Here is a 24,794-nt window from a genome sequence, read left to right on the forward strand (position 1 = left end):
TCGGATCGGAGTCGGCCCCGCGCCCGGCCTGATCCCGCCGTCGCCGTAACCGGGTCGGCGCACGCATCTGGCTCCGTCGGCCGAGCTGACGTACCGTCAACTCCGCCGCCGGGGGCCGCACCCCTCCGGGCGACGTCAACCGCCGTACGCCCAGGGAGGAAACGCGTGGCAGACGACCGTCCCGTCGCACTCGACGAATACCCGGTCCACCAGGTACCGCTGTCCATGAAGCACGTCGCGACCGGTGACCGCAACGCCTACGACCGGTGCATCTTCCATCTCGTCGACCCCACTGGGGAGTTCCTGCTCATCCTCGGTCTCGGTGTCTACCCGAACCTCGGCGTCATTGACGCGTACGCGACCCTGCGCGTCGGCGACACCCTCCACGCGGTGCGCGCCTCCGACGCCCTGCGCGACGACGCCCGCATGGAGCTCGCCGTCGGCCCGCTCCGGATCCACGTCGAACGCCCCTTGAAGGACTTCGTCCTGACCTGCGCGGCCGACCCGGACGACCCCGACGGACTCTCGTACGAGATCAACTGGTCGGCGGCCTTCCCGGCCCTCTGGGAGCCCCACCACACCCAGCGCCGTGGCGGCCGCCTCACCCTTGAGGGCCGGCGCTTCGTGCAGGCCGGGCGCTGTGACGGCCGGCTCCGCGTCGGCGGGCGCGAGGTCTCGCTGGACGGCTGGACCGGCACCCGCGACCGCAGTTGGGGCGTGCGCCCGGTCCCCGGCGAGGAGGGCGGCCGGCTTGCCGAGGAGAACGGGACCGAGGGCTTCCACTGGATCTGGTCACCGGTCCGCTTCGACGACCGCTTCCTGATGGTGATCGTCCAGGAGGACGCGGACGGCTACCGCACCCTCAACGACGCCACCCTCGTCGGCGACGGCCGCCCGGACCTCCAACTCGGCTGGCCCCAGGCTGACATCACCTACCGGACGGGCACCCGCCACCCCGAGAGCGCCGTCATCCACCTCACGGACCCGCTCTCCCGCAAGCCCCTGGAACTGGGCGTCGAGATCCTCGCCTCGTCCCCCCTCGCCGTCGGCGCCGGATACCCGCCCGCGGACGACTGGCAGCACGGCACCTGGCGCGGCCGTGACTGGACCGACCGCCGCAGCTACGACCTCTCCGACCCCGGCGCTCACCCGATGGCCGCCTACGGCGTCATCGACCATGCGGCGCGCTTCACCCTGGACGGCCAGGTCGGCCACGGCATATTCGAGCACGGCAGTTTCGGCAGGCACGACCCGAGCGGCTTCACCGGCTACGACTCCGTGGCGCACTGAAGCCGGTGACGCCCCTGACATCGGCCACGCCTCAGGCCCTGAGATCGGTGGCGCCCTGAAAGGAGCCTGCGATGGCGACAGCACCCAGACCGCGCACCAGCACCCGCGACCCCGAGGAAGTGGCCCGTCGGCTCACCACGTGGCTGGCCGCCCGACTGCCGGGCGCCAAGGCGGTGAACGTGACCGTCCCCGGGTCCAACGGCATGTCCAGCGAGACGCTGCTCTTTGACATCGAACACCCCGAACCACCCGTCCGTGCCTGCGCGTTGAGACTCGCCGCAGACCCGTCCGCGTACTCGATCTTCCCGGACTACGACATGCCGCGGCAGTACCGCACGATGCGGCTCGCCGCCGATCGGACCGGGCTGCCGGTGCCGCGCGTGCTGTGGCTGGAGGAGGATCCAGGGCCGCTGGGCGCTCCGTTCTTCGTGATGGAGCGCGTCGAGGGCCGCGTACCGCCGGACGTTATGCCGTACACCTACGAGGGCAACTGGCTGCACGCCGCGACGGACGCCGAGCGCGCACGGCTCCAGGAAGCGACCGTGCGGCTCATCGCCCGGCTGCACGACGGAGTCCCGGCGTCCGAGGCGGAGTTCCTCAACGCACCCGGAAGGGGCAGCGCGCTGCGCCGCCACGTCGAGGCCCAACGCGCCTACTACGCCTGGGTGGTGGACGGACTGCCGCCGTCACCGCTCATCGAGAGTGCCTTCGACCGGCTCGCCGAACTCTGGCCCGCCGATGAGGGTGAACCCGTCTTGAACTGGGGCGACGCCCGCATCGGGAACATCATCTACGACGGCTTCGAACCGGCCGCCGTGCTCGACTGGGAGATGGCGTCCCTGGCCCCGCGCGAGGTCGACCTCGGCTGGACCGTGTACCTGCACCGCTTCTTCCAGGACCTGACCGAGAGCTTCGGCCAGGCCGGCCTGCCCGGCTTCCTGAGCCGCGCGGACGTCGAGCGCCGCTACGCCCAACTCACCGGTCACACACCGCGCGACATGGACTTCCACACCCTGTACGCCGCCCTGCGCCACGCCATCGTGATGCTGCGCGTTGCCTATCGGCAGGTGTACTTCGGTGAGGTGGCCGTGCCGGAGGATCCGGACACACTGATCCTGCACCACGCCAGTCTGCGGGCCATGGTGCAGGGCAGTTACTGGAGTTGAGGCGCCGTCAGGCGGCCGCGCGCCGCGCCTGCTCGGGGACGCGCAGCGGGCGCGAACCCGGGCCGCCCACGTGCGAGAAGGGCTGCATCCGCCAGTCAAGGCCCTGAGGGAGCGTCAACAGGAGGGCGGTGTCCTGCTCCTGAGCCTCCGTCGAGTCGTCGGCGGGCCGGGCGTCAGCCGCGGCGCGGCCCGTACCGGGGCAGACCGTGAGACCGAACGGGTTCCACGGCGAGGCGCACAGCGCGTGCTCCGGCAGCACGTCCTCGTCGGCGAGCAGCGCGATCGGCTGGGCGCAGTCCGGGCAGAACACCCGGTACATCTCGAAGGTGTCGTACTCGTCGAACGCGTCGATCCCGGTGTCCGCCGGTTCGACGCCCTCCGGCTCGGGCTCGTTCACCGGCTGCTGCCGACTGCGGGCAGGACGACCGGGACGCTTCACATTCTGCATGGGACTCTCCCCCTCGGGTGGGCCGACAAGGCGCTGCGGCCTCGACCACAGCAAGCACTTCCCGTCCCGTCGTGGGGGTAATCGTGGCACGCGCGTGGACACGGTTCGACAGGTGTGGTCTTCGTCACATGTCGATTGCCGATGCCCGCCAGCAGGTAGGCGTAGCCGCCCCCATGTCCCGAGCGGACCAGGCAGGCGTGTCCGCCCTGGGACCGCTCGGGTATCCCGGGGGATCAAGGGCCCTGTAGGTTCTGCGCCATGGAGGAGCTCGACCGACAGATCGTGCAGCTGCTCGTCAAGGACGGGCGGATGAGTTACACCGACCTGGGCAAGGCCACCGGCCTGTCCACGTCCGCGGTGCACCAGCGCGTGCGCCGCCTCGAACAGCGCGGGGTCATCCGCGGCTATGCCGCGGTCGTCGACCCCGAGGCGGTCGGCCTGTCGCTCACCGCCTTCATCTCGGTGAAACCCTTCGACCCGAGCGCCCCCGACGACATCGCGGAACGCCTCGCGGGCGTCCCCGAGATCGAGGCCTGCCACAGCGTCGCCGGCGACGAGAACTACATCCTCAAGGTCCGCGTGGAGACCCCGCACGACCTGGAGAACCTGCTGGCCCGGGTGCGTTCCCTGGCCGGCGTCTCCACCCGCACGACCGTGGTCCTCTCCACGCCGTACGAGGCACGGCCGCCCCGCGTCTGACCGGCGCGGGTCCGAGCCGTGCGGGCCCCGGGTGCGGCCCGTGGGGACAAACGCGGGAAACTGTCCCCATGAGTACGACCCCCACGCCGCCCGCACCGGCGCACCCCCGCACCGTCCTTCTGCGCGGAGGCGACGTCCACAGCCCCGCCGACCCCTTCGCCACGGCCATGGTCGTCGAGCGGGGGCACGTCGCCTGGGTCGGCTCCGAAGGCGCGGCAGACGCGTTCGCCGAGGGGGTCGACGAGGTCGTCGACCTCGAAGGCGCCCTCGTGACTCCCGCGTTCACCGACGCCCACGTCCACACCACGTCGACCGGGCTCGCCCTGACCGGCCTCGACCTCTCCGCGGCCCGCAACCGGGGCGAGGCGCTCGCCCTCGTCCGCGCCCACGCGGCCGCCCGCCCCACGGACCGGATCCTCCTCGGCCACGGCTGGGACGCGGCCCGCTGGCCCGACGGCGCGCCCCTCACCCGCGCCGAGCTCGACGAGGCCACCGGCGGCCGCCCGCTCTACCTCTCGCGCATCGACGTCCACTCGGCCGCCGTCACCACGGCCTTGCTCGACCTCGTGCCCGGCATCGCCGACCGCCCCGGCTTCACCCCCGACGGACCCCTCACCCGTGACGCCCACCATGCCGTCCGCGCCGCCGCCCACGCCGCCGTCACCCCCCAGCAGCGGGCGGAGGCCCAGCGCGCGGCCCTGCGGCACGCGGCCTCCCTGGGAATCGGCTCCGTGCACGAGTGCGGCGGCCCCGACATCTCCTCCGAGGACGACTTCACCGGCCTGCTGCGCCTGGCCGCCGAGGAGGCCGGCCCCCGGGTCGTCGGCTACTGGGCCGACCGGGACATCGAGCGGGCCCGCGCGCTGGGCGCCGTCGGCGCCGCGGGCGACCTCTTCGTGGACGGAGCCCTCGGCTCCCACACGGCCTGCCTGCACGAGCCGTACGCAGACGCGGCCGCCGGGCACACCGGCACGGCCTACCTGGACGCAGAGGCCGTCGCCGCCCATGTCGTCGCCTGCACCGAGGCGGGGCTCCAGGCGGGCTTCCACGCCATCGGGGACGCCGCGGTGACCGCCGTCGTGGACGGCGTGCGCGCCGCCGCCGAGAAGGTCGGCCTCGCCCGCGTCAGGGCCGCACGGCACCGTGTCGAGCACGCCGAGATGCTGTCGCCGGAGACCGTCGCCTCCTTCGCCGAGTTCGGCCTCACCGCTTCCGTGCAGCCCGCCTTCGACGCCCTGTGGGGCGGCGATGACGGCATGTACGCGGACCGTCTCGGCGTCGAACGGGCCCGCGCCCTCAACCCGTTCGCCGCGCTCCTGCGCGCCGGGGTCCCGCTGGCCTTCGGCTCCGACAGCCCCGTTACCCCGCTCGACCCGTGGGGCACGGTCCGCGCCGCGGCGTTCCACCGCACGCCCGAGCACCGGGTGTCGGTGCGGGCCGCGTTCACCGCGCACACCCGCGGCGGCTGGCGCGCCGTCGGCCGGGACGACGCGGGCATCCTGGTCCCGGGCGCCCCGGCGGACTACGCCGTGTGGCGCACCGCGGAGCTCGTCGTCCAGGCGCCCGACGACCGGGTCGCGCGCTGGTCGACCGACCCGCGCTCCGGGACGCCCGGCCTCCCCGATCTCACGCCGGGCGCCCAACTGCCGCTCTGCCTGCGCACGGTGGTCGGCGGGCGGACCGTGTACGTAGGGCCGGACGAGTGATGTAGGCGGGCGCAGTACGGCCGATCGCGCTCCGACGCACGTTCGCGCGACCTGCGGATCCTCGGCACTGACCAGGCGGTTTCCCCAATCGCCGCAGGTCAAAGGGCTGTTGACAGCTGGGAGCGGTCGACGGGTAGGTTCTGCCGGGTCCACCACTGGACGTCCGACCGGGGAACCTCCGCGCAGTCGATGAACGCCGCTGGGTCATGGGGTGGTGCGCCGCACCGGCGCACCACCACTGGGAGCCAGGCCCAGCACCCGCGCCATGGGGCGCTGGAACGTTCCGGCCGGATGGGGGTCCCTCCCTGCTCCGCGGGAGCACGGGGGAAGGTGCGACCCGGGTGGGGCCCGGACGCTCAGTAGACAACGGCTCTCGGTAGACCCGCAGCCAGCGGGTCCCAGGCCGGCCCGAAGGGCACCGGGCCCCGATCCCGCAGTCCCGCGCAGGGCGCCTTACCAGCGCCGACCAGCACCCTCGCTATGGTGGTCCCCTCGTACAGGAGTCTTAAGGGGAAGCTGTGAACGACGGCGGTGGGCGGCAGTTCGGTCCTCTCGGTACGGCGCTGGTGATCATCCCGACCTACAACGAGGCGGAGAACATCAGGTCGATCGTCGGCCGGGTGCGCGCGTCCGTGCCCGAGGCGCATGTCCTCGTCGCCGACGACAACAGCCCCGACGGCACGGGAAAGCTCGCCGACGAGCTCGCGTCGGCCGACGACCAGGTCCAGGTCCTGCACCGGCAGGGCAAGGAAGGTCTCGGCGCGGCCTATCTCGCGGGCTTCCGCTGGGGCCTCGAGCACGACTTCGGCGTCCTGGTGGAGATGGACGCCGACGGCTCCCACCAGCCCGAGGAACTGCCCCGGCTGCTGACCGCGCTGAAGGGCTCCGACCTCGTGCTCGGCTCCCGCTGGGTACCGGGCGGACGGGTCGTCAACTGGCCCAAGTCCCGCGAGTTCCTCTCCCGAGGCGGCAGTACGTACTCGCGGCTGCTGCTCGACGTGCCGATCCGGGACGTCACCGGAGGCTTCCGCGCCTTCCGCCGCGAGACCCTCGAAGGCCTCGGGCTCGGCGAGGTCTCGTCGCAGGGCTACTGCTTCCAGGTCGACCTCGTGCGCCGGGCGGTCAAGGCCGGCTATCACGTCGTCGAGGTGCCCATCACGTTCGTCGAGCGCGAGCTCGGCGACTCCAAGATGAGCCGCGACATCGTCGTCGAGGCGCTGTGGCGGGTCACCGCTTGGGGCGTGGGGGAGCGCGTGGGGCGTGTGATCGGCCGCAAGTAGGCCTGAGCCGCAGCCTCCGTCGATCTTGATCTCCCGCTTACGCCACTCGGGTCGGGGCCCAGGCACACTGGGGGCATGACCACTGGCACACCGCCCCCTTCGCGCCCCGCCACGCCCCGGCGTTCCCGGGTCCGCACGTTCCTGCCGCTCGGCATCGCCGCGTGGCTGGTCCTGGAGATCTGGCTGCTGACCGTGGTGGCGGGCGCGGCAGGCGGGTTCACCGTCTTCCTGCTGCTGCTCGCCGGCATCGTGCTGGGCGCCGTCGTCATCAAGCGCGCCGGGCGCCGGGCCTTCAGGAATCTGAGCGAGACGCTGCAACAGCAGCAGAGCGGCACGCTCCCCTCCGGCGGGCAGCGCTCCGGGGGCAATGGTCTGGTGATGCTGGCGGGCCTGCTCCTGATGATCCCCGGCCTGATCTCGGACGCCCTGGGCCTCGTCCTGCTCGTGCCGCCCGTCCGTACGGCCCTGAGCCGCTACACGGAGCGGACGATCGAGCGGAAGATGCAGTCGGCCACCCCCGGGACCCTCGGCGACGCGTTCCAGCAGGCGCGGATGCACCGGCCGGACGGCACGGTCATCCAGGGCGAGGTGATCAAGGACGATGAGCGGCCCGCACAGCGCCCCGACGCGGGTCCGCGCCCCCCGATCACTCCGTGAGCGTGTACGGGGCTCAGAAGCTCACTGAGCCCCGCCGGGAGCTGGACATGCGAAAACCGGAGCCGGACATGCGGAAACCGGAGCCGAGCATGCGAAAGAGGCCGGCGCCCGGCAGGCGAAAACGGGCTCAGGACATGCGAAAAGCCGTGGGCCGGACACACGTGACGTGTGTCCGGCCCACGGCTTTGTTCAGTCGCTCCCGCTGCTCCCGAGGGATCAGGCGGACTTGCGGCTGTCGCGCGGATGCACCGCGATGTTCATGGCACCTGATCGGAGAACGGCGAGCCGCTCCGCGAGGACCTCTTCGAGTTCCTCGCGAGTGCGCCGCTCCATCAGCATGTCCCAATGTGTACGAGCGGGCTTGGCCTTCTTCTCCTCAGGGCCGTCTCCGTCGACCAGAAGTGCTTGGGCCCCGCAGACCTTGCACTCCCACTCGGCCGGAATTTCGGCCTCCACCGAGAAGGGCATCTCAAAGCGATGTCCCTTCTCGCATGCGTACTCCACGGCCTGGCGCGGAGCCAGGTCGATGCCGCGGTCCGTCTCATAGCTGGTCACTACGAGGCGTGTGCCGCGAAGAGCTCGCTCACTCATGAATCGTGCCTCCCGGGCTTGTCGCCCACAGGACAGGTGTCGCTGTCGTCGTCATCCGGTCAACGTCCGGTCGGCGGTAAAGATTCCCGGTTCCGGGTCATGCGTCGCCGTCGTAGCCGCCCCTTGTTGTACCCACCGGCGCCCGGTTTGTCACATCTGCCAGCAGATGTCACCCGGCGTTTTGCGATATTGACGTGCAGTAACGGTACGCCTGGCAGGCCAAACGCGTACACTACCGGCCTTTGGCCCCAGGTGCTAAATCCGGGTGGGTACGGGATTTCCCGCGGCCCGCACCGCCTGCCTCACCGGAACCCGGGCAAGCAGCACAAAGCCGATCATGAAGAACGCCACCAAGGACACGATGGCGTCCCTATAACTGCCGGTCAGCTGGTATGCGAGGCCGAAAACGAGCGGTCCGAGCCAACTCATTCCCCGGTCGCTCATCTCGTATGCGGAGTAGTACTCGGCCTCCTTGCCGGCCGGTACCAGGTGTGAGAACAGGGAACGCGACAACGCCTGCGTGCCGCCGAGGACGAGCCCGATCCCGGCCGCCAGCGCGAAGAACCACACCGGCGCCCCCGACGGCAGGAAGTAACCGGCCCCGATTGTGACCGTCCAGGCGATCAGCGAGCCGAGAATCGTGTTCTTCGCGCCGTACGTACGGGCGAGGCGCCCCATCGCGAGCGCCCCCGCGACGGCCAGGACCTGGACCAGTAGCACCGCCACGATCAGCGTCGACTGGTCGAGGCCGAGCTCTTCCGAGCCGTACACGGATGCCTGCGAAATCACCGTCTGGATGCCGTCGTTGTAGACCAGATAGGCGAGCAGGAAGGACAGCGTCAGCGGGCGGCGGCGCATGTCGCGCACGGTCGAGGCCAGTTGACGCCAGCCGGGGACCGCGGCCGCCTCGCCGGCGGCGGGTGCCGTGCGCCGGTCCCGCAGGCGGCGGAGCGGTACGAGCGTGAACGCGCCCCACCACACGCCCGCCGAGGCCAGACAGATCCGTACCGCCGTCGACTCGGAGACACCGAAGGAGTCGTGGCCGGAGTACAGGACGAGGTTCGCCACCAGGACGAGCGCCCCGGACGCGTAGCCGAACGCCCAGCCGCGCGAGGAGACGGCGTCTCGTTCCTCGGGGGGTGCGATCTGGGGCAGATAGGAGTTGTAGAGCACCATCGACACCGCGAGCGAGGCGTTGGCGACGACGAGCAGGAACCCGCCCAGCAGATAGCGGTCCCCGTCCAGGAAGAACATCCCGGCGGTCGCCGCGGCCCCCAGGTAGGCAGAGATCGCGAGCAGCGGCTTCTTGCGGCCCGTACGGTCCGCGGCCGCACCCGCGAGCGGCATCACCAGGATCGAGATGATCACCGAGGCGGAGACGGTGTACGCGAAGAACGCGCCGGCCCGCACCGGTATCCCCAGCGGGTGGACGAAGCCGTCCGCGTCCGCCGCCGACTTGGCGACCGCCGTCAGATACGGCCCGAGGAACACCGTGAGGACGCTCGTCGAATAGACCGAGCACGCCCAGTCGTAGAAGTACCAGCCGCGCTGCTCCCGGCGCCGCTGCGCCGCGTCGTCGCCCGCTGTCTGTGCCCGCACGGTGTCGCTGCCCACCCGCGCCCCCTCGCTGTCCCCGTGTCCGGACGCGGCCCGCGGGCCGTCAGGTCCAGGCTCCCCGGTCCTTGAGCACGTCACGCAGCGTCTCGATGTGATCGGTCATGATGCCATCCACGCCGAGGTCGAGGAGTTCACCCATCTGTGCGCGGTCGTTGACCGTCCACACGTGCACCTGGAGCCCGCGCGCGTGGGCCGCGCGGACGAAGCGGCGGTCGACGACGCGTATCCCCGACTGGGCCACGGGCACCTGGGCGCACACCGCCGAAGGGCGTAGCGCCGCCGGCAGCCCGAGGGACCGCAGCCGCAGGCCGAGCACACCACGCGTGCCGTACGACGTGGCGAGTCGGGGACCCGCGAGGGACTGCGCCCTGGCGACCCTGGCTTCCGAGAACGAGCCGACGCAGACCCGGTCCCACGCGTCCGTGCGGCCGATCAGATCGAGCAGCGGAAGCAGCGCGCGCTCGGCCTTGACGTCCACGTTCCAGCGCACGTCGGGGAAGGTCTCCAGGAGTTCCTCGAAGAGCGGCACCGGCTCGCGGCCCGCCACGCGCGCGTGGCGCACGTCGCTCCAGGGCAGGTCCGCTATTCGGCCCGCCCTGTCGGTGACCCGGTCCAGCGTCGTGTCGTGGAAGGCCACGAGCGTGCCGTCGGCCGTGGCGTGCACATCGGTCTCGATGTAGCGGTAGCCGAGGTCCACGGAGCGCCGGAACGCCGCCATCGTGTTCTCCAGACCGTCGGCCGTCCCGCCGCGATGGGCGAAGGCCAGAGGTCCGGAACGGTCGAGATAGGGATGGGGTACGCGCGTGGTCACCGCGGAAGTATCGCCCCTTCGGGTGACGCGCCGGCAACCGCGGTGGGGGCGTCGGGCGGCGCGGAAACGGCGAAGACCTTCAGGAACACCTGGGCCAGCGGGCCGATCGACACGGCGTACAGGACGGTGCCGACGCCGATGGTGCCGCCGAGGGCGAAGCCCGTCGCGACCACCGCGATCTCGATGGTCGTCCGCGCCAGGCGGATCGAGCGCCCGGTACGCCGGTGCAGCCCCGTCATCAGACCGTCGCGCGGGCCGGGCCCGAAGGAGGCGGCGATGTAGAGGCCCGTCGCCACGCCGTTCAGGACGATCGCCGCCGCCATCAGCGGGATCCGGATCCCGAGGGCGTGCACATCGGGCACGACGGCCAGCGCGCCGTCCATCGCGATGCCGACCACGAAGACGTTCGAGACGGTGCCGAGGCCGGGGCGCTGCTTGATCGGGATCCACAGGAGCAGCACCAGGGCGCCCACGATGATCGACACGACGCCGATGGAGAGCCCCGTGAGTTCGGCGAGGCCCTGGTGGAGGACGCCCCACGGCTCCAGACCGAGCCCCGCCTCCACGAGGAGACCGGAACTCACGCCGTACAGGGCCAGGCCGACGTAGAGCTGGAGAAGGCGCCGGGTGAGACCGGCGCCGGGTGGCGTGGACGACGCGGACAAGTGGAGCCCCCTGTGGTGGTAGTGGCCTGTCGCATGACACTCTGTGGCTTGGGAACACAGGCCAACCATGGCCAATTCGGGGAAGGTGGACTGGACTGCTATGGCTCAGTGGACTTCGGCGGTCGGCGCGGCTCAACTCGCCCGGCTGCTCGCCTCCCAGCAGACGCGCCCCCCGGGCCCCGGCAGTCGCCGCCCGCCCGCCTACCGCGCCCTCGCCGACGGCATCCGCCTCCTCGTCCTCGAAGGGCGCGTGCCCGTCGCGGCGCGCCTTCCCGCCGAGCGCGAGCTCGCCGTCTCCCTGGCCGTCAGCCGCACGACCGTCGCCGCCGCCTACGAGGCGCTGCGCGGCGAGGGGTTCCTCGAATCGCGCAGGGGAGCGGGCAGCTGGACCGCCGTACCGGCCGGGAACCCGCTGCCCGCGCGCGGCCTGGAGCCCCTGCCGCCCGAGGCGCTCGGCTCGATGATCGACCTCGGCACCGCGGCCCTGCCCGCCCCCGAACCCTGGCTGACCCGCGCCGTCCAGGGCGCCCTCGGCGAACTCCCGCCGTACGCGCACACCCACGGCGACTACCCGGCGGGCCTGCCCGCGCTGCGCGAGATGCTCGCCGAGCGCTACACCGCACGCGGCATCCCCACGATGCCCGAGCAGATCATGGTCACCACCGGCGCGATGGGCGCGATCGACGCGATCTGCCATCTGTTCGCGGGCCGCGGCGAGCGCATCGCCGTCGAGTCGCCCTCGTACGCCAACATCCTCCAGCTCATGCGCGAGGAGGGCGCCCGGCTCGTCCCGGTCGCCATGGCCGAGGGGCTCGGGGGTTGGGACCTCGACCGTTGGCGGCAGGTCCTGCGCGACGCGGCGCCCCGGCTCGCCTACGTCGTCGCCGACTTCCACAACCCCACGGGGGCGCTCGCCGACGAGGACCAGCGCAGGCAGCTCGTCGAGGCGGCGCGCTCGGCCGGCACCGTGCTCGTCGTCGACGAGACCATGACCGAGCTCCACTTCGACCCCGACCTGGACATGCCCCGCCGCGTCTGCGCCTTCGACCCGGCGGGCTCCACCGTCATCACGGTCGGCTCGGCGAGCAAGGCGTTCTGGGCGGGCATGCGCATCGGCTGGGTGCGGGCCGCGCCCGATGTCATCCGCAGTCTCGTGGCCGCGCGCGCCTACGCCGACCTCGGTACCCCGGTCCTGGAGCAGCTGGCCGTGAACTGGCTGCTCAGCACCGGCGGTTGGGAGGAGGCCGTTCAGCTGCGCCGCATCCAGGCCAGGGACAACAGCGCCGCGCTGGTCGGCGCACTGCGCCGCGAGCTGCCCGACTGGGAGTTCGACGTGCCGGTCGGCGGACTGACGCTGTGGGTCCGCGCCGGAGGCCTGTCGGGGTCCCGGCTCGCGGAGGTCGGCGAACGCGTCGGCGTACGGGTGCCCTCGGGCCCCCGCTTCGGGGTGGACGGCGCCTTCGAGGGGTATGTGCGCCTGCCGTTCACGGTGTCCGGGGCGGTCGCCGACGAGGCGGCGGTGCGGCTTGCGACGGCGGCGCGGCTGGTGCGGGAAGGCGGAGCGTCCGGGGCGGAGCCGCCGCGGACGCTCATCGCCTGAGGCCGGTGGGGGCCCGGTCGTCACCCTTCGGCGGCGACCGTGCGCACCGCAGCCACTGCTTCCACGACTTCCACCGCTTCCACGGCTTGCACCGGCTCGGCTGCTTCGACCGGCGCTGCCTCGGGGCTGTCGTCGGCCGGAGCCGTCCGCTGCGGGAGCAGCGCGAGCACCGCCTGCCGGTGTGCGTCACTCGTCGCGTCGTCGTACGGGTCGGGAGTGGCCGGCACCTGGAGGCGGTGGACGGCACCCGCGCCGAGACGGGCGTAGCCCCGTCCGGCGGGCACGTCCGGAGTGGGCGTTGTGTGGGGCGCGACGCCGAGGACGTCCTCGATCTGGTCGTACGTGGCCGGGCCGAGCACCACGCGCGCGCGGGTGTGCTGACAGACGGTGTCGGTCAGGGAGTCGAGGCTGTCGAACTGGTCGGCCACGACGACCGTGACGTTGGCGGCGCGCCCGTGCCGCAGGGGGACCTGGAGCAGGTCCTGCGGGTCCTTGCGCCCGCCGGCCGCGGCCAGATGACCGAGGACGCTGGGCCGGTCGAACAGGATCCACAGGGGGCGCCGGGTGTCGTCCGGCGCGGGGTGGCCGGCCTGGCGCGCCCGGTTGGCGGCGATCAGGCGCCGCTCCGTCTCGTGAGCCGCCCATTCGAGGCTGGCCAGCGCGCCGGCGAGACCGCACTCGACGGCCAGGACACCGCTGCGTCCGGTCAGGCACGCGTAGTCGCCCGTTCCGTTGCCCTCCACGATGAGGACGTCACCGTGCTGGAGGGCCTGGAGCGCGATGGAACGCAGGAGTGAGGTGGTCCCGCTGCCGGGGTGGCCGACGGCCAGGAGGTGCGGCTCGGTGGAGCGCATGCCCGTACGCCAGACGACGGGCGGTACGTCGCGCTGCTCGTGGCCGTCACCGAGGGGCAGGGTCCGCTGCGTGCCGCTCTCGTCGGTGAAGCCGAGGACCATTTCCCCCGGTGCCGTGACGAAGCGCTGGGCGGCGATGTCGGTGGCCAGCGGCGGCAGGACGGTGACCGTCAGCCGGTTGCCCTCCTGGTCCCACTCGAAGCGGTACTCGCGGCCCCGGCCCGACTTGGCGTGCAGGAGTTGTTCGATACGGGCGCGGGAGTCGGCCTCTCCGTCCGTGAAGTACGCCGGGTAGCACACCACCATCCGCGAGACGCGCCCGTCGTCGTCGAAGTCGTACGACTCGAAGGCCTTCTCCCACTCGCCGCCGTGGGCGAAGAGCGGGCTCGGGTCCTCTGGGACGGAGAAGTACGGTACGAGCGCCTCGTAGAGCGCGGTGAGCCGCTTGACCTGGGACTCGTCCGGGCCGGTCGGCGCCGTCGGAGTGAGGTCCCTGCCCTTCCATGCGGCCGCTGCCATCAGGGTGATGAGCGCCAGCAGCGGCCCGTACGGAATCAGCACCACGACCAGGACCACGGACGCCACCAGGAACAGCAGCGGTCCGCGCCGGTCCTTGGGGGTGTCGGCCCACTTGTGCCGCCCGGCGGATGCCAGGCGGCCCAGGCCTTTGCTCATCGTGATGAGGGGATGGAGTACGTCGATGGCCCCGTCGGCTGCCGTCCGTGCCAGTTCCCGGCTCCGGGCGATGGGGGCGCTGCCGTTGCTCAGAATGCGGGGGAGGGGGCGCCGGGCCACGTCAGTCTCCTGAAGGTGCGTGCGAGGGGGGAGGGGGTCAGAACTTGATCCCGCCGAGCAGGCCGGCCAGGCTCGCGCCGCCGGCCTTGATGCTCGGGGCGATGGCGGTGCCCGCGAGGTAGAAGCCGAAGAGGGCGCAGGTCAGGCCGTGCGAGGGCTTGAGCCCGTCTTTGCGGAAGAAGAGGAAGGCGATGATTCCGAGCAGCATCACGCCTGAGATGGACAGGATCATTTGAGTTCTCCTGGTCGATGGGGACAGTCACCATGAGTTCTTCCAGGCTCACAGCATGTATCTATACGATAAAAGGTGCAAATGGGTGGAATATTCTTGATTTCACCCATTCGGCAGGCGCTCGGTGAGCCTCCTGAGTGCGTGCCGTACCGCCGTCAGGGCTCGTCGTGATCTTTGCCTCGGGCGGCGCTGCTCATGTGCTGAACCGGGCAGTACTCTGTCGATTCACTCGTACGGCCGCACGGTCGTAGCACTCCGTACACGCAAAGGCGGTCTGTTCCGATGAGCGAAGTCCCCGACCCGGAGGTCGTCGAACTGGCTACCAAGATCTTCGATCTTGCGCGCCGGGGCGAGAGCGAACAGCTCGCCTCCTATGTCGACGCGGGCGTATCGCCGAACCTCACGAACGACCGTGGCGACTCCCTCGTGATGCTCGCCGCCTATCACGGGCACGCCGAGGCGGTCCGCTCCCTCCTGGCGCGCGGCGCCGACGCCGACCGCGCCAACGACCGGGGCCAGACCCCGCTCGCGGGCGCCGTCTTCAAGGGCGCGGACGACGTGATCAGGGCGCTGCTCGACGGCGGGGCCGACCCGGCCGCGGGGACCCCGTCCGCCATCGACACCGCCCGCATGTTCGCCAAGACGGAGCTTCTGGAGCTCTTCGGCACTTCCTGACACACGGGCTTTGACCAGGCAGAACGGGGGAGCAGGAAATGTGGTCGCGGTGGGAAGAACCGCTGGGTCATCATGACGACGTGATTCACGGACGCGACGGCGGGGCAGATGGTGCCACACCGCGCGGGCCGTGAACGGTCCGCTTCGGACCACGGACGAGAGGCAGAGGAAGATGGTCTACAACAAGCAAGAGACGGCGGGCGCCCCGCAGTGTTGTCGCGCGGCCAGGTAGTGCAGTTCCCCCGGTTGCGTCGACGCTTGATGTGAGGCTGTTTCCCATGTTCGATCCGTTCATAGCGCCCAGCGGCACGCTGCTCGGCCTACTGCAGAGGGGCCGCGGCGACGGCACCCTGCACGCGCTGACGGCGCCGCGCGCCGAAGCGCTCGCTGCTCTCAATCACTGTGTGCTGAGCGACCCCCGCCACGACTGGCAGGTGGAGAACCGCTCGCTCTACTACGCCCGTCTCTACCTCGACCTCCACGGAGAGCTCGGAGAGATCGAGCGCCACCTCTTCGACCCCGACGACGTCCTCAATACGGACGAGTCACGCACGGGCCTCGCGCTCGCGGTCCTCGGCCATCTCGCCTCGTACGGCAGGCGCGACGCCCTGGAGCTGCTGCGCCGCTACGCCGCCTTCGGGTCCAGCTGGGCCTGGGCCCTCGACGAGCTGGCCCTGCGCGACGACGACGCGGGGCTGCGCGTACTCGCCGCCCCCATCCTCGACAGATTCCCCGAGGACCCCGAGGGCGACGCGGAACTCGCCGCCGCCGTGCGCGACGCGTACGAACCGCGCCCCTGGCGGCTGTGGGCCGACGACCCCAGGGAAGCCATCGGCGCCCGCGTGCGCGCCGCCCAGGAACGCGGCTCCTTCGACCAGTGGCAGCGCCAGATGCGCCCCGCCGGGCCACGCCCCGGATGGAGCGTGCAGGCCGTCTTCGACTGGGCCCAGGAAGGCCTCGAACGGGGAGCCGTCCTGTACGTGCCCGCCGCGCGCTGCCTGACCGCCGTCGCCGGACCCGACGACAGGGCCGAAATCGTCCGGGCCGCGCTCACCGGGCACGACGGCGCCCGCAGTACGGCCCTGCGCTACCTCGCCGACACCCATGATCCGGACGTGCTCGATCTGATCGAGGCCGCCGTGGAGAGCCCCTCGCACGCGGTCGTGGACGCTGCCCTCGACGCATTCGAGCGCATGCGGACGGTCTCCTCCCTGGAGCGCGCCCGCCGCTGGGCCCCCAGGCCGGACGCCCTCGGCGCCGCCGCGGGACGCATGCTGGCCTGCCGCGGCGGCGGCCAGGACACCGAACTCGTCCTGGCCGCACTGCGCGAGGCGGTGCGCGGCGAAGGCGCCGACGCACCGACCCTGTGGCCCCTGGTCGACGGGGCAGGACGCCTCGGCATCGCCTGCGCCGCCCCCGTCCTGCGCCACGTCTACAGAGAGACCGCCTCGTCCCATCTGCGCGGCCACGCCGCCAAGGCGCTGGCCGCCACCGACCCCTCCTTCGCCGCCGGATTCGCCGTCGAATGCCTGTGGGACTGCGAGGAGTCCACCCGCGAGGTCGCCGCGCGCCACGCGGAGACCGGCGACGCGCGCGTCGTGGACCAGCTCAGGAGACTCGCCGCCGACCCGGCCGAGGAGGCCGAGGTACAGACCGCGGTACGCAGCAGAATCGGACCGGACGCGACGGCTTTGTGACCGGCGGCTTTCCGGGAGGCAACGCTCGAAGGACGCTGCCTCCCGGCCGCTGACGGGCGAGGGCCAACGCTCATGGGACGTTCCTCGCCAGGAAAGATCCACGTTGGCGTGCCCACGCTCGACGCGACGACAACACCGGTATGCGTGTCGTCATCGTCACCGAGTCCTTTCCCCCCGACATCAACGGTGTGGCTCACTGCGCCCTGCAGACCGCCCGGCATCTCGCCGCCCGCGGTCACGACCCCCTCGTCATCGCCCCGGCCACGGCGTCGGGCCCTGACGCCGACACCGACGCCCCCTGCCCTGTCATACGGGTACCGTCCCTGCCCCTGCCGGGCTACCCGCAGGTCAGGGTGGCCCTGCCGAGCCGCCGGGTGGCCGCGGCCGTGGCCGCCCACGGCGCCGAACTCGTCCACCTGGCCAGCCCGTTCATCCTCGGCGTTCGCGGCATGGCGGCCGCCGCACGGCTGCGGATCCCCGCCGTCGCCGTCTACCAGACCGATCTCGCCGGTTACGCGCGTACGTACATGGGAGTCGGCGAGGCCACCGCGTGGCGGCGGATCCGAGGCGTCCACGGCGCCGCCGACCGCACACTCGCCCCGTCCAGCGCCGCCGTGCGCGACCTGGAGGGGCACGGGGTGCCGCGCGTGCGCCTGTGGCCGCGCGGGGTGGACACCGTACGGTTCCGGCCCGACCTGCGCGACGAAGCGCTGCGGCGCGAACTCGCCCCCGACGGTGAGCTGATCGTCGGCTACGTCGGCCGGCTCGCCCCGGAGAAACAAGTCGACATGTTGGCAGGTGCGTGCGCCCTCGACGGCGTGCGCGTGGTGATCGTGGGCGACGGCCCCAGCGAGCCCGGCCTGCGCGAAGCACTTCCGGGCGCCGTCTTCCTCGGCCGCCGCACAGGCGCCGAACTCGCCCGCATCTTCGCCTCGTTGGACATCTTCGCCCACACGGGCCCCTACGAGACGTTCTGCCAGACCGTTCAGGAGGCCATGGCCAGCGGCGTGCCGGTGATCGCGCCCGCCGCCGGCGGGCCGCTGGACCTCGTCGCACACGGCCGGACCGGGCTGCTCGTCACGCCCGGCGACGCGGCCGCCGTACGCGACGCCGTCTGGTCGCTCGCCGAGGACCCGCTGCGCCGCCTCACCTACGGGGCGGCCGGCCGCAGCACGGTCGAAGGGCGGACCTGGGAGGTCGTCGGAGACCAGCTCCTCGGCCACTACGAAGAGGTCCTCGACGCGCGGACGGCGGTGGCGGCATGAGCGGCCTGCGGATCGTGCGCCTTGCCAACTTCGTCGCGCCCGCCTCGGGCGGACTGCGCACCGCCCTGTGGGAGCTGGGGGCCGGCTACCGCACCGCCGGGCACGAGCCCGTCCTGATCGTGCCGGGGGAGCGGGCCGGCGAGCACGAGAGCGCGCAGGGCCGCGTCATCACGCTGCCGGGGACGCTGCTTCCCGGCACCGGCGGCTACCGCGTCCTCACCGACCGGCGGCGCGTGGCCGAACTGCTCGAACGCCTCGCCCCCGACCGCATCGAGGTGTCCGACCGCACGACCCTGAGGTGGACGGGGGAGTGGGCGCGGCGCGCCCGCGTGCCCGCCGTGATGGTGTCCCACGAGACGGCCGACGGGGTTTTGCGGACCTGGGGCCTGCCCGAGAAGTTCGCCCTGCGCGCCGCCGACGCGCTCAACTCCCGCACCGCGCACGCCTACGCGCGCGTGGTGTGCACGACCGAGTACGCCGAGCGCGAGTTCATCCGCATCGGGGCGCGCAACGTCGTACGCGCCCCGCTCGGCGTCGACCTGGAGCGTTGCCACCCGGCCCTGCAGGACCCCGCCGTGCGGGAGCGGTACGCGCGCGTGGGTGAGGTGCTGCTCGTCATGTGCTCGCGTCTCTCCGTGGAGAAGCGGCCCGGCACCGCGCTCGACGCCCTGGACGCGCTCCGCCGCGGGGGGACGCAGGCGGTGCTCGTCGTCGCCGGGGACGGGCCGCTGCGGGCGCGTCTCGAACAGCAGGCACGCGCGCGGAGGTTGCCGGTGAGGTTCCTCGGGCACGTGGCCGACCGCGGGCACCTCGCGGCGTTGCAGGCAGCCGCGGACGTGTGCCTCGCGCCGGGGCCCGCGGAAACGTTCGGGCTCGCCGCGCTCGAGGCGATGGCCTGTGGCACCCCCGTCGTCGCCAGCGCGTCGTCGGCGCTGCCCGAGGTCGTGGGCCCCGCCGGGGGAGTCGCGCAGGACACCGGTGAGGCGTTCGCCGTCGCGGTGACGGAGCTCGTCGCACGGCCCCGGGGCGAACGCCGCGAGGCGGCACGCGCGCGTGCGGAGTGCTTCGGGTGGGGCGCGGCGGTGGACGCCTTCCTCCAGGCGCACGACGCGGTACGGGTCACGGCCGACGTGCCCCGCCGGACAACCGCCGACACGCCCTTCGGGGAAACGGCGGACGTGTCTCTGCGGGTGACCGGGCGGGATGCCGTATGAGCGCTGTCCTGCGGTTCGCCGCCCTCGGGGACTCCCTCACCGAAGGGGTCGGCGACCCGGTGGGCGACGGCTGGCGCGGCTGGGCCGAGCTGCTCTCCGCCGTGCTTGCCCCGGAGGGCGTACCCGTGGAGTTCCACAACTTCGCGGCGAGCGGCGCCCAGACGCATGACGTCCTCGCCCGACAGATGGCGGCGGCGCTCGCCGTGCGGCCCGACATCGCCTCCGTCCTCGTCGGTGTCAACGACACCTTGCGCCGCACCTTCGACATCCACGCCGTGGCCGCCCGCCTCGACCAGGTGTACGCGGCGTTCACGGAGCAGGGCGCGGTCCTGCTCACGGCGTGCCTGCCCGACCCCGGCACCATGCTGGGGCTGCCCGGCCTCCTCGGTCAGCCTCTCGCCAGGCGCCAGCAGGCGGTGAACTCGGTCGTCCACGCCCTGTCCGAGCGGTACGGCGCCGTGCATCTGCACGCGGCCGAGGGGGCATGGGTCACCGACCGTTCCATGTGGAGTGCGGACCGGCTGCACCCCGGGGAGCGAGGGCACCGGATGCTCGCCGCCCGGTTCCACGCCCTGCTCGCGGCCGAGGGGCGCGCCCAGGGCACGCCGCCGTCACCGCAACCCGAACGGCCCGCGCCCACACGCTCGGCGAGCCTGTTGTGGCTCGCCACGGCGGGCGCGGGCTGGGTCGCCCGGCGGTGCACGGACCTGCTCCCTCAGCTCCTCACCCTTGCCGCGGACGAACTGCGCCACCGGGCGCGCGGCACCAGCGCCCGCCTCGACCTGCGGGCGTCCAGCTCGGTGGTCGCGGCGCTCGCGGCGCTGGCGGCTGTGGAACGGGCGGACGCGGCGTGAGGAGCGGAGCGCGTGTGAGGTGACGTGGTGACGGGCGCGTCCGGCCACCGCAGGATGGTGGCCGGGTAGCCGGGTGGTCCGCGCTCAGTGGTCTGCGGTCGCTGTGAGGGGTGCCGTCAGCGGCCCGCCGCCAGGACGAAACGGACCGGTGTGCCAGGGGTCGCCTGTGCCGCTGCGGGCAGGTCTTCTTGGCGGACGACGGCGACCACCGGATAGCCACCCGTCGTCGGGTGGTCGGCGAGGAACACGACGGGCCTGCCGTCCGGCGGAACCTGTACGGCTCCCAGGACCATTCCCTCACTGGGGAGTTCACCCTCCAAAGCCCTGAGCAGAGGCGGTCCCTCCGTACGCAGACCGATGCGGTTGCTGGCCGACGACACGCGGTACGCGCGCGCGGTCAGCGTGCGCAGGGCGGCCGCTGTGAACCAGTCCGAGCGCGGCCCGAGCGAGATCCGCAGGACCAACTCACGGGGCGGCCCCGGCAGCGGGGCCACGTCCACGCGCGCGTGCGCCGACGACACCGCTCCCAGGGGAAGCACCACGCCGTCTGCGAGGGGGGCCGGTCCGAGCCCGGAGAGCAGGTCGCTCGACCGGCTGCCGAGGACCGGCTCGACGGCCACCCCACCGGCGAACGCCGCGTAACTACGCACTCCACAGAGCGCGGGTCCGAGGTCGAGCAGCGCCCCGGCCGGGACCCGCACCGGCGCGCCCCAGGCGACAGGACGCCCGTCCACCGTCACCGTGCACGGCGCTCCCACCACGGCCACCGTCACTTCACAACGCGGCCGCAGGGCACATCCGTTGAGGGTGGTCTCCAGGACGGCGGCCCCCCACGGGTTGCCGACGAGCCGGTTGGCGAGGCGGGCCGCCGGGAGGTCGAGCGCGCCGGAGTGCGGCACCCCGAGATGCGCGTGCCCGGGCCGGCCCTCGTCCTGCACGGTGGTCAGCGCTCCGGCCCGGACGACGGCCATGGCACGGTCCGTCACGCGGCCACCTCCGGCACGAAGCGGACCCGGGTCCCCGGGGCGAGGAGGGCGGCAGGCACGCGCGCGTGGTCCCACAGCACGATGTCCGTCGTCCCGATCAGCTGCCAGCCGCCGGGCGACGAGCGGGGGTACACGCCCGTGTAAGGCCCCGCGAGCGCGACGGAGCCTGCCGGGACGGACGTGCGCGGAGTCGGCCGGCGTGCCACGTCGTACCGGGCAGGCAGCCCTGTCAGATAGCCGAAGCCGGGCGCGAACCCGCAGAAGGCGACTCGGAATTCGGCCGCCGCGTGGATGCGTGACACCTCCTCCACCGGAACGCCCCACAGCTCGGCGACGTCCGCCAGGTCGGGCCCGTCGTAGCGAACGGGGATGTGCACGGCGTCGCCCTCGCGCGGGGGCAGCGACGGGACCTCCCAGTGCGGAAGCTGCGCGGCGAGCCGGGCCGCGGGCTCGTCGAGGCCGTCGAGGAGCACCGTGCGGGCCGCGGGCACGATCTCGCGCACGCGCAGCTCGCCCGCGGCGCGGCGGCGCAGCAGCTCGGCGTGGAGCGCGGTGGCCTCCTCGCCTCCGGAGACCTCGACGAGCAGCGCCCGGTCGCCCACCGGAAGGGCCTTCATGCGAAGGCCTCCACCCGGACGCCCGCCGACTCCAGCTGCGCCCGCACCCGTCGGGCGAGGTCCACCGCGCCCGGGGTGTCCCCGTGCAGGCACAGGGAGCGTGCGCGTACGGAGATCCGCGCGCCGTCGTGCGAGTTCACCGTCCCGAAGCGGGCCAGGCCGACGGACCGCTCGACCACGGTCTCGGGGTCCGTCACCACGGCGCCGTCACTCCCGCGCGGCACGAGCGTGCCCCGCGCGGTGTAGGCCCGGTCCGCGAACGCCTCGGTCACGACAGGCAGTCCGGCCTCGCCGGCCACCTCCAGAAGTCGTGAGCCGGGAAGCCCGAGGACGGGCAGCGTGTCGTCCGCCAGGCGGACACCGTCGACGACCGCGCGGGCCTGCTCCTCGTCGTGGACGACACGGTTGTAGAGCGCTCCGTGCGGTTTGACGTAGGCCACGCGCGTGCCCGCCGCGCGCGCGAAGACCTCCAAGGCGCCGATCTGGTACGCCACTTCGGCCGCCAGCTCCTCGGGTGGCACGTCCATGGCGCGCCGCCCGAACCCCGCCAGATCCCGGTACGAGACCTGAGCGCCGACCCGGACACCGCGCTCGGCCGCGAGGGCGCACACCCGGCGCATCGTGGCCGCGTCCCCGGCGTGGAAGCCGCAGGCCACGTTGGCGCTCGTGACGACGGACAGGAGCTGCTCGTCGTCGGTCAGGCGCCAGCGGCCGAAGCCCTCGCCGAGGTCGGCGTTCAGGTCGATGGTCACCGCCGTGGGCGGAGCCTGCGTGGTCGGTGAGGTCGGTGAGATCGGTGAGGTCACGGAACCCTCTTCTTCCGGTGGGGTGTTGCGGGATCAGGCGACGCGGTACTGCTCGTCGCGCGCGTCGGTCAGGAACATCCGGCCGGGCGCGTGCGTGATGGCGAACGGCGGCCGTGAGGCCATCACCGCGGCCTGGGGAGTGACGCCGCACGCCCAGAACACCGGGATGTCGCCCTCATGCGCGGTCACGGGATCGCCGAAGTCCGGCCGCCCGAGATCCTCGATGCCGAGCCCGGACGGCTCTCCGCAGTGCACCGGGCTGCCGTGCACGGCGGGCAGCAGCGAGCTCTCCCGGACGGCCGCCGCGAGATGCTCCGGCGGCACGGGGCGCATCGACACCACCATCGGCCCCCGCAGCCGCCCCGCGGGCCGGCACTGGCGGCTGGTCGTGTACATCGCGACATTGCTGCCCTGTTCGATGTGGCGCATCGGCACACCGGCCTCGGACAGCGCCCACTCGAACGTGAAGCTGCACCCGATGAGGAACGACACGAGGTCGTCGCGCCAGTGGTCGACGACGTCGGTCGGCTCGTCGGTCAGCTCGCCGTGCTCCCACACCCGGTAGCGCGGCAGGTCGGTGCGCAGATCGGCGCCGGGAGCCAGCGGGGTGGTCCAGGAGCCCGCGTCCGTGACGTCGAGCACGGGACAGGACTTGGGGTTGCGCTGGCAGAACAGCAGCATCTCGTAGGCCCAGTCGGCGGGGACCGAGATGAGATTGGCCTGAGTGTGTCCGCGCGACCAGCCGGCGGTCGGCCCCGAGGCGCCGGCGCGGATGCGGGCGCGGGCCTCGGCCGGGCTCCACGCGTGCGCGTGGCTGTCGACGAGTTCCGTAGCGGCCGGGGACCTGTCGGGGGTGACGGTCCCCGTCGAGAGGGCTTGCGGGTGGTTCACAGGAGCTCCCTTCCGCGGGTCTCGGGCAGTCCGAAGAGGGCGATCACGGCAAGTGCGTACCCCACCGCACCGAAGATCAAGGCGCCGCCGACACCCCAGCTGTCGGCGAGGTACCCGACGAGCGTGGGGAAGACGGCTCCGACGGCACGACCCGTGTTGTACGTGAAGCCCTGTCCCGTACCGCGCACGGCCGTCGGGTAGAGCTCGCTGAGGAACGAGCCGAAGCCGCTGAAAATGGCCGACATGCAGAAGCCGAGCGGGAAACCGAGCACAAGGAGAAGGCTGTTGGCCCCGTCGGGGATGCTCGTGTAGGCGGCGATGCTCACCGCGGACAGCACCGCGAAGAGCGCGATGTTGCGCTTGCGGCCGAGAAGGTCGGTGAGACAGCCCCCGGCCAGATAGCCGGCGAAGGCGCCGGAGATCAGGAACGTGAGATAGCCACCGGTGCCGACGACTGTCAGGCCGCGCTCCGTCTTGAGGTACGTGGGTACCCAGGTGGCGAGCGTGTAGTAGCCGCCCTGGACACCCGTCGACAGGAGGACGGCGAACAGGGTGACGCGTCGCAGGCCGGGAGCGAAGATGGCCGCGAAGGAGCCCTTCTGCGCGCTCGTGTCCAGCTGTTCGGTTGCCTTGGGCGCGTCCTGCACCCGGCGCCGTACCCACAGGACGAGGAGTGCGGGCAGCGCCCCGGTCCAGAACATCACGCGCCATGCGAGGTCGTCGCCGAGGAACTGGAACACCAGCGTGTAGACGACCACGGCGAGCGCCCAGCCGATCGCCCACGCGCTCTGCACCGCTCCCAGGGTGCGGCCGCGGTTCCTGGCCGTGGCGTACTCGGCGACGAGGATCGCGCCGACCGCCCACTCGCCGCCGAAGCCGAGGCCCTGGAGAGCGCGGAAGACCAGCAGGGTGTCGTAGTTGGGGGCGAAGCCGCAGGCCACGGTGAAGACCGCGTAGGTGATGACCGTGATCAGCAGGGCCTTCACGCGGCCGATGCGGTCCGCCACGACGCCGGCGACGGCGCCGCCGACCGCGGAGACGACGAGCGTGACCGTGGTCAGCAGGCCCGTCTGGCCGCTGTCGAGCCCGAAGTACGCGGCCAGCGCGACCATGCTCAGCGGCAGTGTGAAGTAGTCGTACGAGTCGAGCGCATAGCCGCCGAAGGCGCCCCCGAAGGCGCGTCGGCCGCGCGGGCCGAGATCGCGCAGCCAGCCGAAAGCGCCTTCGGAGGGCGGGAGTTCACCAGGGCGTGTGGGGGAGTCGGCCAAGGTCGCGTCGGGCGGTGGAGTCGTGCTCATGGGCACCTCGCGGGAGGGGGGATGGGTGCTTCCTGAGGGGGCTGAACCGATGGGCGCGGAGCGTGCGGGGATCCGCGTCT

At 72.5% G+C, this 24,794-nt stretch carries 24 protein-coding genes; 12 read left to right on the top strand and 12 right to left on the bottom strand.

Annotation, left to right across the window (positions count from 1 at the left end; genetic code table 11):
• Window positions 1-165: 165 nt before the first annotated feature.
• Both AC07EJ_RS34520 and AC07EJ_RS34525 read left to right on the top strand, forming a co-directional pair.
• Window positions 166-1,290, top strand: a complete 1,125-nt coding sequence (locus tag AC07EJ_RS34520; RefSeq protein WP_389487256.1) for an Rv3169 family protein — start codon at window positions 166-168, stop codon at window positions 1,288-1,290.
• A 71-nt stretch (window positions 1,291-1,361) separates the two neighbouring features.
• Complete coding sequence (locus AC07EJ_RS34525; RefSeq protein ID WP_478885725.1) at window positions 1,362-2,456, top strand: phosphotransferase family protein; 1,095 nt, start codon at window positions 1,362-1,364, stop codon at window positions 2,454-2,456.
• A gap of 7 nt (window positions 2,457-2,463) precedes the next feature.
• On the opposite strand, the gene AC07EJ_RS34530 is transcribed toward AC07EJ_RS34525, so the two are convergent.
• On the bottom strand, window positions 2,464-2,904 hold the full coding sequence (locus AC07EJ_RS34530; RefSeq protein WP_389487260.1) for a hypothetical protein: 441 nt from the start codon (window positions 2,902-2,904) through the stop codon (window positions 2,464-2,466).
• 258 nt (window positions 2,905-3,162) lie between these two features.
• Here AC07EJ_RS34530 and AC07EJ_RS34535 point away from each other — a divergent pair, with 258 nt between their 5' ends.
• From AC07EJ_RS34535 to fxsA, 4 genes are all read left to right on the top strand, one after another.
• Entirely contained in the window at window positions 3,163-3,603 is a 441-nt protein-coding gene (locus AC07EJ_RS34535) for an Lrp/AsnC family transcriptional regulator (protein ID WP_100597468.1), read from the top strand.
• Window positions 3,604-3,671: 68 nt separating this feature from the next.
• Entirely contained in the window at window positions 3,672-5,309 is a 1,638-nt protein-coding gene (locus AC07EJ_RS34540) for an amidohydrolase (protein WP_478885726.1), read from the top strand.
• 518 nt (window positions 5,310-5,827) lie between these two features.
• A complete protein-coding gene (locus AC07EJ_RS34545; protein WP_389487264.1) occupies window positions 5,828-6,589 on the top strand; it encodes a polyprenol monophosphomannose synthase in 762 nt (253 codons plus the stop codon).
• A 75-nt stretch (window positions 6,590-6,664) separates the two neighbouring features.
• Window positions 6,665-7,246 (top strand): FxsA family membrane protein, encoded by a 582-nt coding sequence (gene fxsA / locus AC07EJ_RS34550; protein ID WP_389487266.1) that lies wholly within the window; start codon window positions 6,665-6,667, stop codon window positions 7,244-7,246.
• 216 nt (window positions 7,247-7,462) lie between these two features.
• Here the strand turns inward: fxsA and AC07EJ_RS34555 are convergent, their stop codons facing one another.
• From AC07EJ_RS34555 to yczE, 4 genes are all read right to left on the bottom strand, one after another.
• The gene (locus tag AC07EJ_RS34555; RefSeq protein WP_261709266.1) at window positions 7,463-7,837 is read right to left on the bottom strand and encodes an RNA polymerase-binding protein RbpA; all 375 of its coding nucleotides are present in this window, start codon (window positions 7,835-7,837) and stop codon (window positions 7,463-7,465) included.
• Window positions 7,838-8,092: 255 nt separating this feature from the next.
• Window positions 8,093-9,451 carry an MFS transporter gene (locus AC07EJ_RS34560; RefSeq protein ID WP_389487977.1) on the bottom strand — a complete coding sequence of 453 codons (1,359 nt, stop codon included), beginning with the start codon at window positions 9,449-9,451 and terminating at the stop codon, window positions 8,093-8,095.
• A 46-nt stretch (window positions 9,452-9,497) separates the two neighbouring features.
• Window positions 9,498-10,265, bottom strand: coding sequence for a glycerophosphodiester phosphodiesterase family protein (locus AC07EJ_RS34565; protein WP_478885727.1), 768 nt, complete (start codon window positions 10,263-10,265; stop codon window positions 9,498-9,500).
• Window positions 10,262-10,930, bottom strand: coding sequence for a membrane protein YczE (gene yczE / locus AC07EJ_RS34570; RefSeq protein WP_389487981.1), 669 nt, complete (start codon window positions 10,928-10,930; stop codon window positions 10,262-10,264). The genes AC07EJ_RS34565 and yczE overlap by 4 nt, the downstream gene beginning before the upstream one ends.
• A gap of 100 nt (window positions 10,931-11,030) precedes the next feature.
• Between yczE and AC07EJ_RS34575 the strand changes: the two genes are divergently transcribed.
• Window positions 11,031-12,530 carry an SCO1417 family PLP biosynthesis transcription factor gene (locus AC07EJ_RS34575; protein WP_478885728.1) on the top strand — a complete coding sequence of 500 codons (1,500 nt, stop codon included), beginning with the start codon at window positions 11,031-11,033 and terminating at the stop codon, window positions 12,528-12,530.
• Between the two features lie 20 nt (window positions 12,531-12,550).
• Here the strand turns inward: AC07EJ_RS34575 and AC07EJ_RS34580 are convergent, their stop codons facing one another.
• Window positions 12,551-14,179, bottom strand: a complete 1,629-nt coding sequence (locus AC07EJ_RS34580; protein ID WP_478885729.1) for a hypothetical protein — start codon at window positions 14,177-14,179, stop codon at window positions 12,551-12,553.
• 37 nt (window positions 14,180-14,216) lie between these two features.
• Window positions 14,217-14,411: a hypothetical protein gene (locus AC07EJ_RS34585; RefSeq protein WP_389487987.1), complete on the bottom strand. Its 195-nt coding sequence runs from the start codon at window positions 14,409-14,411 to the stop codon at window positions 14,217-14,219.
• A 282-nt stretch (window positions 14,412-14,693) separates the two neighbouring features.
• Between AC07EJ_RS34585 and AC07EJ_RS34590 the strand changes: the two genes are divergently transcribed.
• From AC07EJ_RS34590 to AC07EJ_RS34610, 5 genes are all read left to right on the top strand, one after another.
• On the top strand, window positions 14,694-15,086 hold the full coding sequence (locus AC07EJ_RS34590; protein WP_389487989.1) for an ankyrin repeat domain-containing protein: 393 nt from the start codon (window positions 14,694-14,696) through the stop codon (window positions 15,084-15,086).
• A 278-nt stretch (window positions 15,087-15,364) separates the two neighbouring features.
• Window positions 15,365-16,783 (top strand): HEAT repeat domain-containing protein, encoded by a 1,419-nt coding sequence (locus AC07EJ_RS34595; RefSeq protein WP_389487991.1) that lies wholly within the window; start codon window positions 15,365-15,367, stop codon window positions 16,781-16,783.
• A 140-nt stretch (window positions 16,784-16,923) separates the two neighbouring features.
• The gene (locus AC07EJ_RS34600; protein ID WP_478885730.1) at window positions 16,924-18,048 is read left to right on the top strand and encodes a glycosyltransferase family 4 protein; all 1,125 of its coding nucleotides are present in this window, start codon (window positions 16,924-16,926) and stop codon (window positions 18,046-18,048) included.
• A complete protein-coding gene (locus AC07EJ_RS34605) occupies window positions 18,045-19,262 on the top strand; it encodes a glycosyltransferase (protein ID WP_478885731.1) in 1,218 nt (405 codons plus the stop codon). Before AC07EJ_RS34600 ends, AC07EJ_RS34605 begins: the two co-directional genes overlap by 4 nt.
• Window positions 19,259-20,116: an SGNH/GDSL hydrolase family protein gene (locus AC07EJ_RS34610; RefSeq protein WP_478885732.1), complete on the top strand. Its 858-nt coding sequence runs from the start codon at window positions 19,259-19,261 to the stop codon at window positions 20,114-20,116. The genes AC07EJ_RS34605 and AC07EJ_RS34610 overlap by 4 nt, the downstream gene beginning before the upstream one ends.
• A gap of 116 nt (window positions 20,117-20,232) precedes the next feature.
• On the opposite strand, the gene AC07EJ_RS34615 is transcribed toward AC07EJ_RS34610, so the two are convergent.
• From AC07EJ_RS34615 to AC07EJ_RS34635, 5 genes are read right to left on the bottom strand one after another with little or no spacing between them, the layout of a single operon-like run.
• The gene (locus AC07EJ_RS34615) at window positions 20,233-21,102 is read right to left on the bottom strand and encodes a 5-oxoprolinase subunit C family protein (protein ID WP_389487999.1); all 870 of its coding nucleotides are present in this window, start codon (window positions 21,100-21,102) and stop codon (window positions 20,233-20,235) included.
• Window positions 21,099-21,719: a 5-oxoprolinase subunit B family protein gene (locus tag AC07EJ_RS34620; protein ID WP_478885733.1), complete on the bottom strand. Its 621-nt coding sequence runs from the start codon at window positions 21,717-21,719 to the stop codon at window positions 21,099-21,101. The genes AC07EJ_RS34615 and AC07EJ_RS34620 overlap by 4 nt, the downstream gene beginning before the upstream one ends.
• On the bottom strand, window positions 21,716-22,525 hold the full coding sequence (locus AC07EJ_RS34625) for a LamB/YcsF family protein (RefSeq protein WP_389488003.1): 810 nt from the start codon (window positions 22,523-22,525) through the stop codon (window positions 21,716-21,718). The genes AC07EJ_RS34620 and AC07EJ_RS34625 overlap by 4 nt, the downstream gene beginning before the upstream one ends.
• Before the next feature lie 33 nt (window positions 22,526-22,558).
• Complete coding sequence (locus AC07EJ_RS34630; RefSeq protein WP_389488005.1) at window positions 22,559-23,416, bottom strand: putative hydro-lyase; 858 nt, start codon at window positions 23,414-23,416, stop codon at window positions 22,559-22,561.
• Complete coding sequence (locus tag AC07EJ_RS34635; RefSeq protein WP_478885734.1) at window positions 23,413-24,714, bottom strand: MFS transporter; 1,302 nt, start codon at window positions 24,712-24,714, stop codon at window positions 23,413-23,415. Before AC07EJ_RS34635 ends, AC07EJ_RS34630 begins: the two co-directional genes overlap by 4 nt.
• Window positions 24,715-24,794: the final 80 nt, after the last annotated feature.

Source organism: Streptomyces sp. NPDC045026 (assembly GCF_056432625.1).

Bases quoted from the DNA above. Each gene is read 5' to 3' on its own strand.
- AC07EJ_RS34525 (WP_478885725.1), top strand. From the start codon at position 1,362: ATGGCGACAGCACCCAGACCGCGCACCAGCACCCGCGACCCCGAGGAA.
- AC07EJ_RS34595 (WP_389487991.1), top strand. From the start codon at position 15,365: ATGTTCGATCCGTTCATAGCGCCCAGCGGCACGCTGCTCGGCCTACTG.
- AC07EJ_RS34585 (WP_389487987.1), bottom strand. From the start codon at position 14,411: ATGATCCTGTCCATCTCAGGCGTGATGCTGCTCGGAATCATCGCCTTC.
- AC07EJ_RS34620 (WP_478885733.1), bottom strand. From the start codon at position 21,719: ATGAAGGCCCTTCCGGTGGGCGACCGGGCGCTGCTCGTCGAGGTCTCC.
- AC07EJ_RS34555 (WP_261709266.1), bottom strand. From the start codon at position 7,837: ATGAGTGAGCGAGCTCTTCGCGGCACACGCCTCGTAGTGACCAGCTAT.
- AC07EJ_RS34600 (WP_478885730.1), top strand. From the start codon at position 16,924: ATGCGTGTCGTCATCGTCACCGAGTCCTTTCCCCCCGACATCAACGGT.
- AC07EJ_RS34605 (WP_478885731.1), top strand. From the start codon at position 18,045: ATGAGCGGCCTGCGGATCGTGCGCCTTGCCAACTTCGTCGCGCCCGCC.
- AC07EJ_RS34610 (WP_478885732.1), top strand. From the start codon at position 19,259: ATGAGCGCTGTCCTGCGGTTCGCCGCCCTCGGGGACTCCCTCACCGAA.
- fxsA (WP_389487266.1), top strand. From the start codon at position 6,665: ATGACCACTGGCACACCGCCCCCTTCGCGCCCCGCCACGCCCCGGCGT.
- AC07EJ_RS34635 (WP_478885734.1), bottom strand. From the start codon at position 24,714: ATGAGCACGACTCCACCGCCCGACGCGACCTTGGCCGACTCCCCCACA.
- AC07EJ_RS34575 (WP_478885728.1), top strand. From the start codon at position 11,031: ATGGCTCAGTGGACTTCGGCGGTCGGCGCGGCTCAACTCGCCCGGCTG.
- AC07EJ_RS34530 (WP_389487260.1), bottom strand. From the start codon at position 2,904: ATGCAGAATGTGAAGCGTCCCGGTCGTCCTGCCCGCAGTCGGCAGCAG.
- AC07EJ_RS34590 (WP_389487989.1), top strand. From the start codon at position 14,694: ATGAGCGAAGTCCCCGACCCGGAGGTCGTCGAACTGGCTACCAAGATC.
- AC07EJ_RS34535 (WP_100597468.1), top strand. From the start codon at position 3,163: ATGGAGGAGCTCGACCGACAGATCGTGCAGCTGCTCGTCAAGGACGGG.
- AC07EJ_RS34540 (WP_478885726.1), top strand. From the start codon at position 3,672: ATGAGTACGACCCCCACGCCGCCCGCACCGGCGCACCCCCGCACCGTC.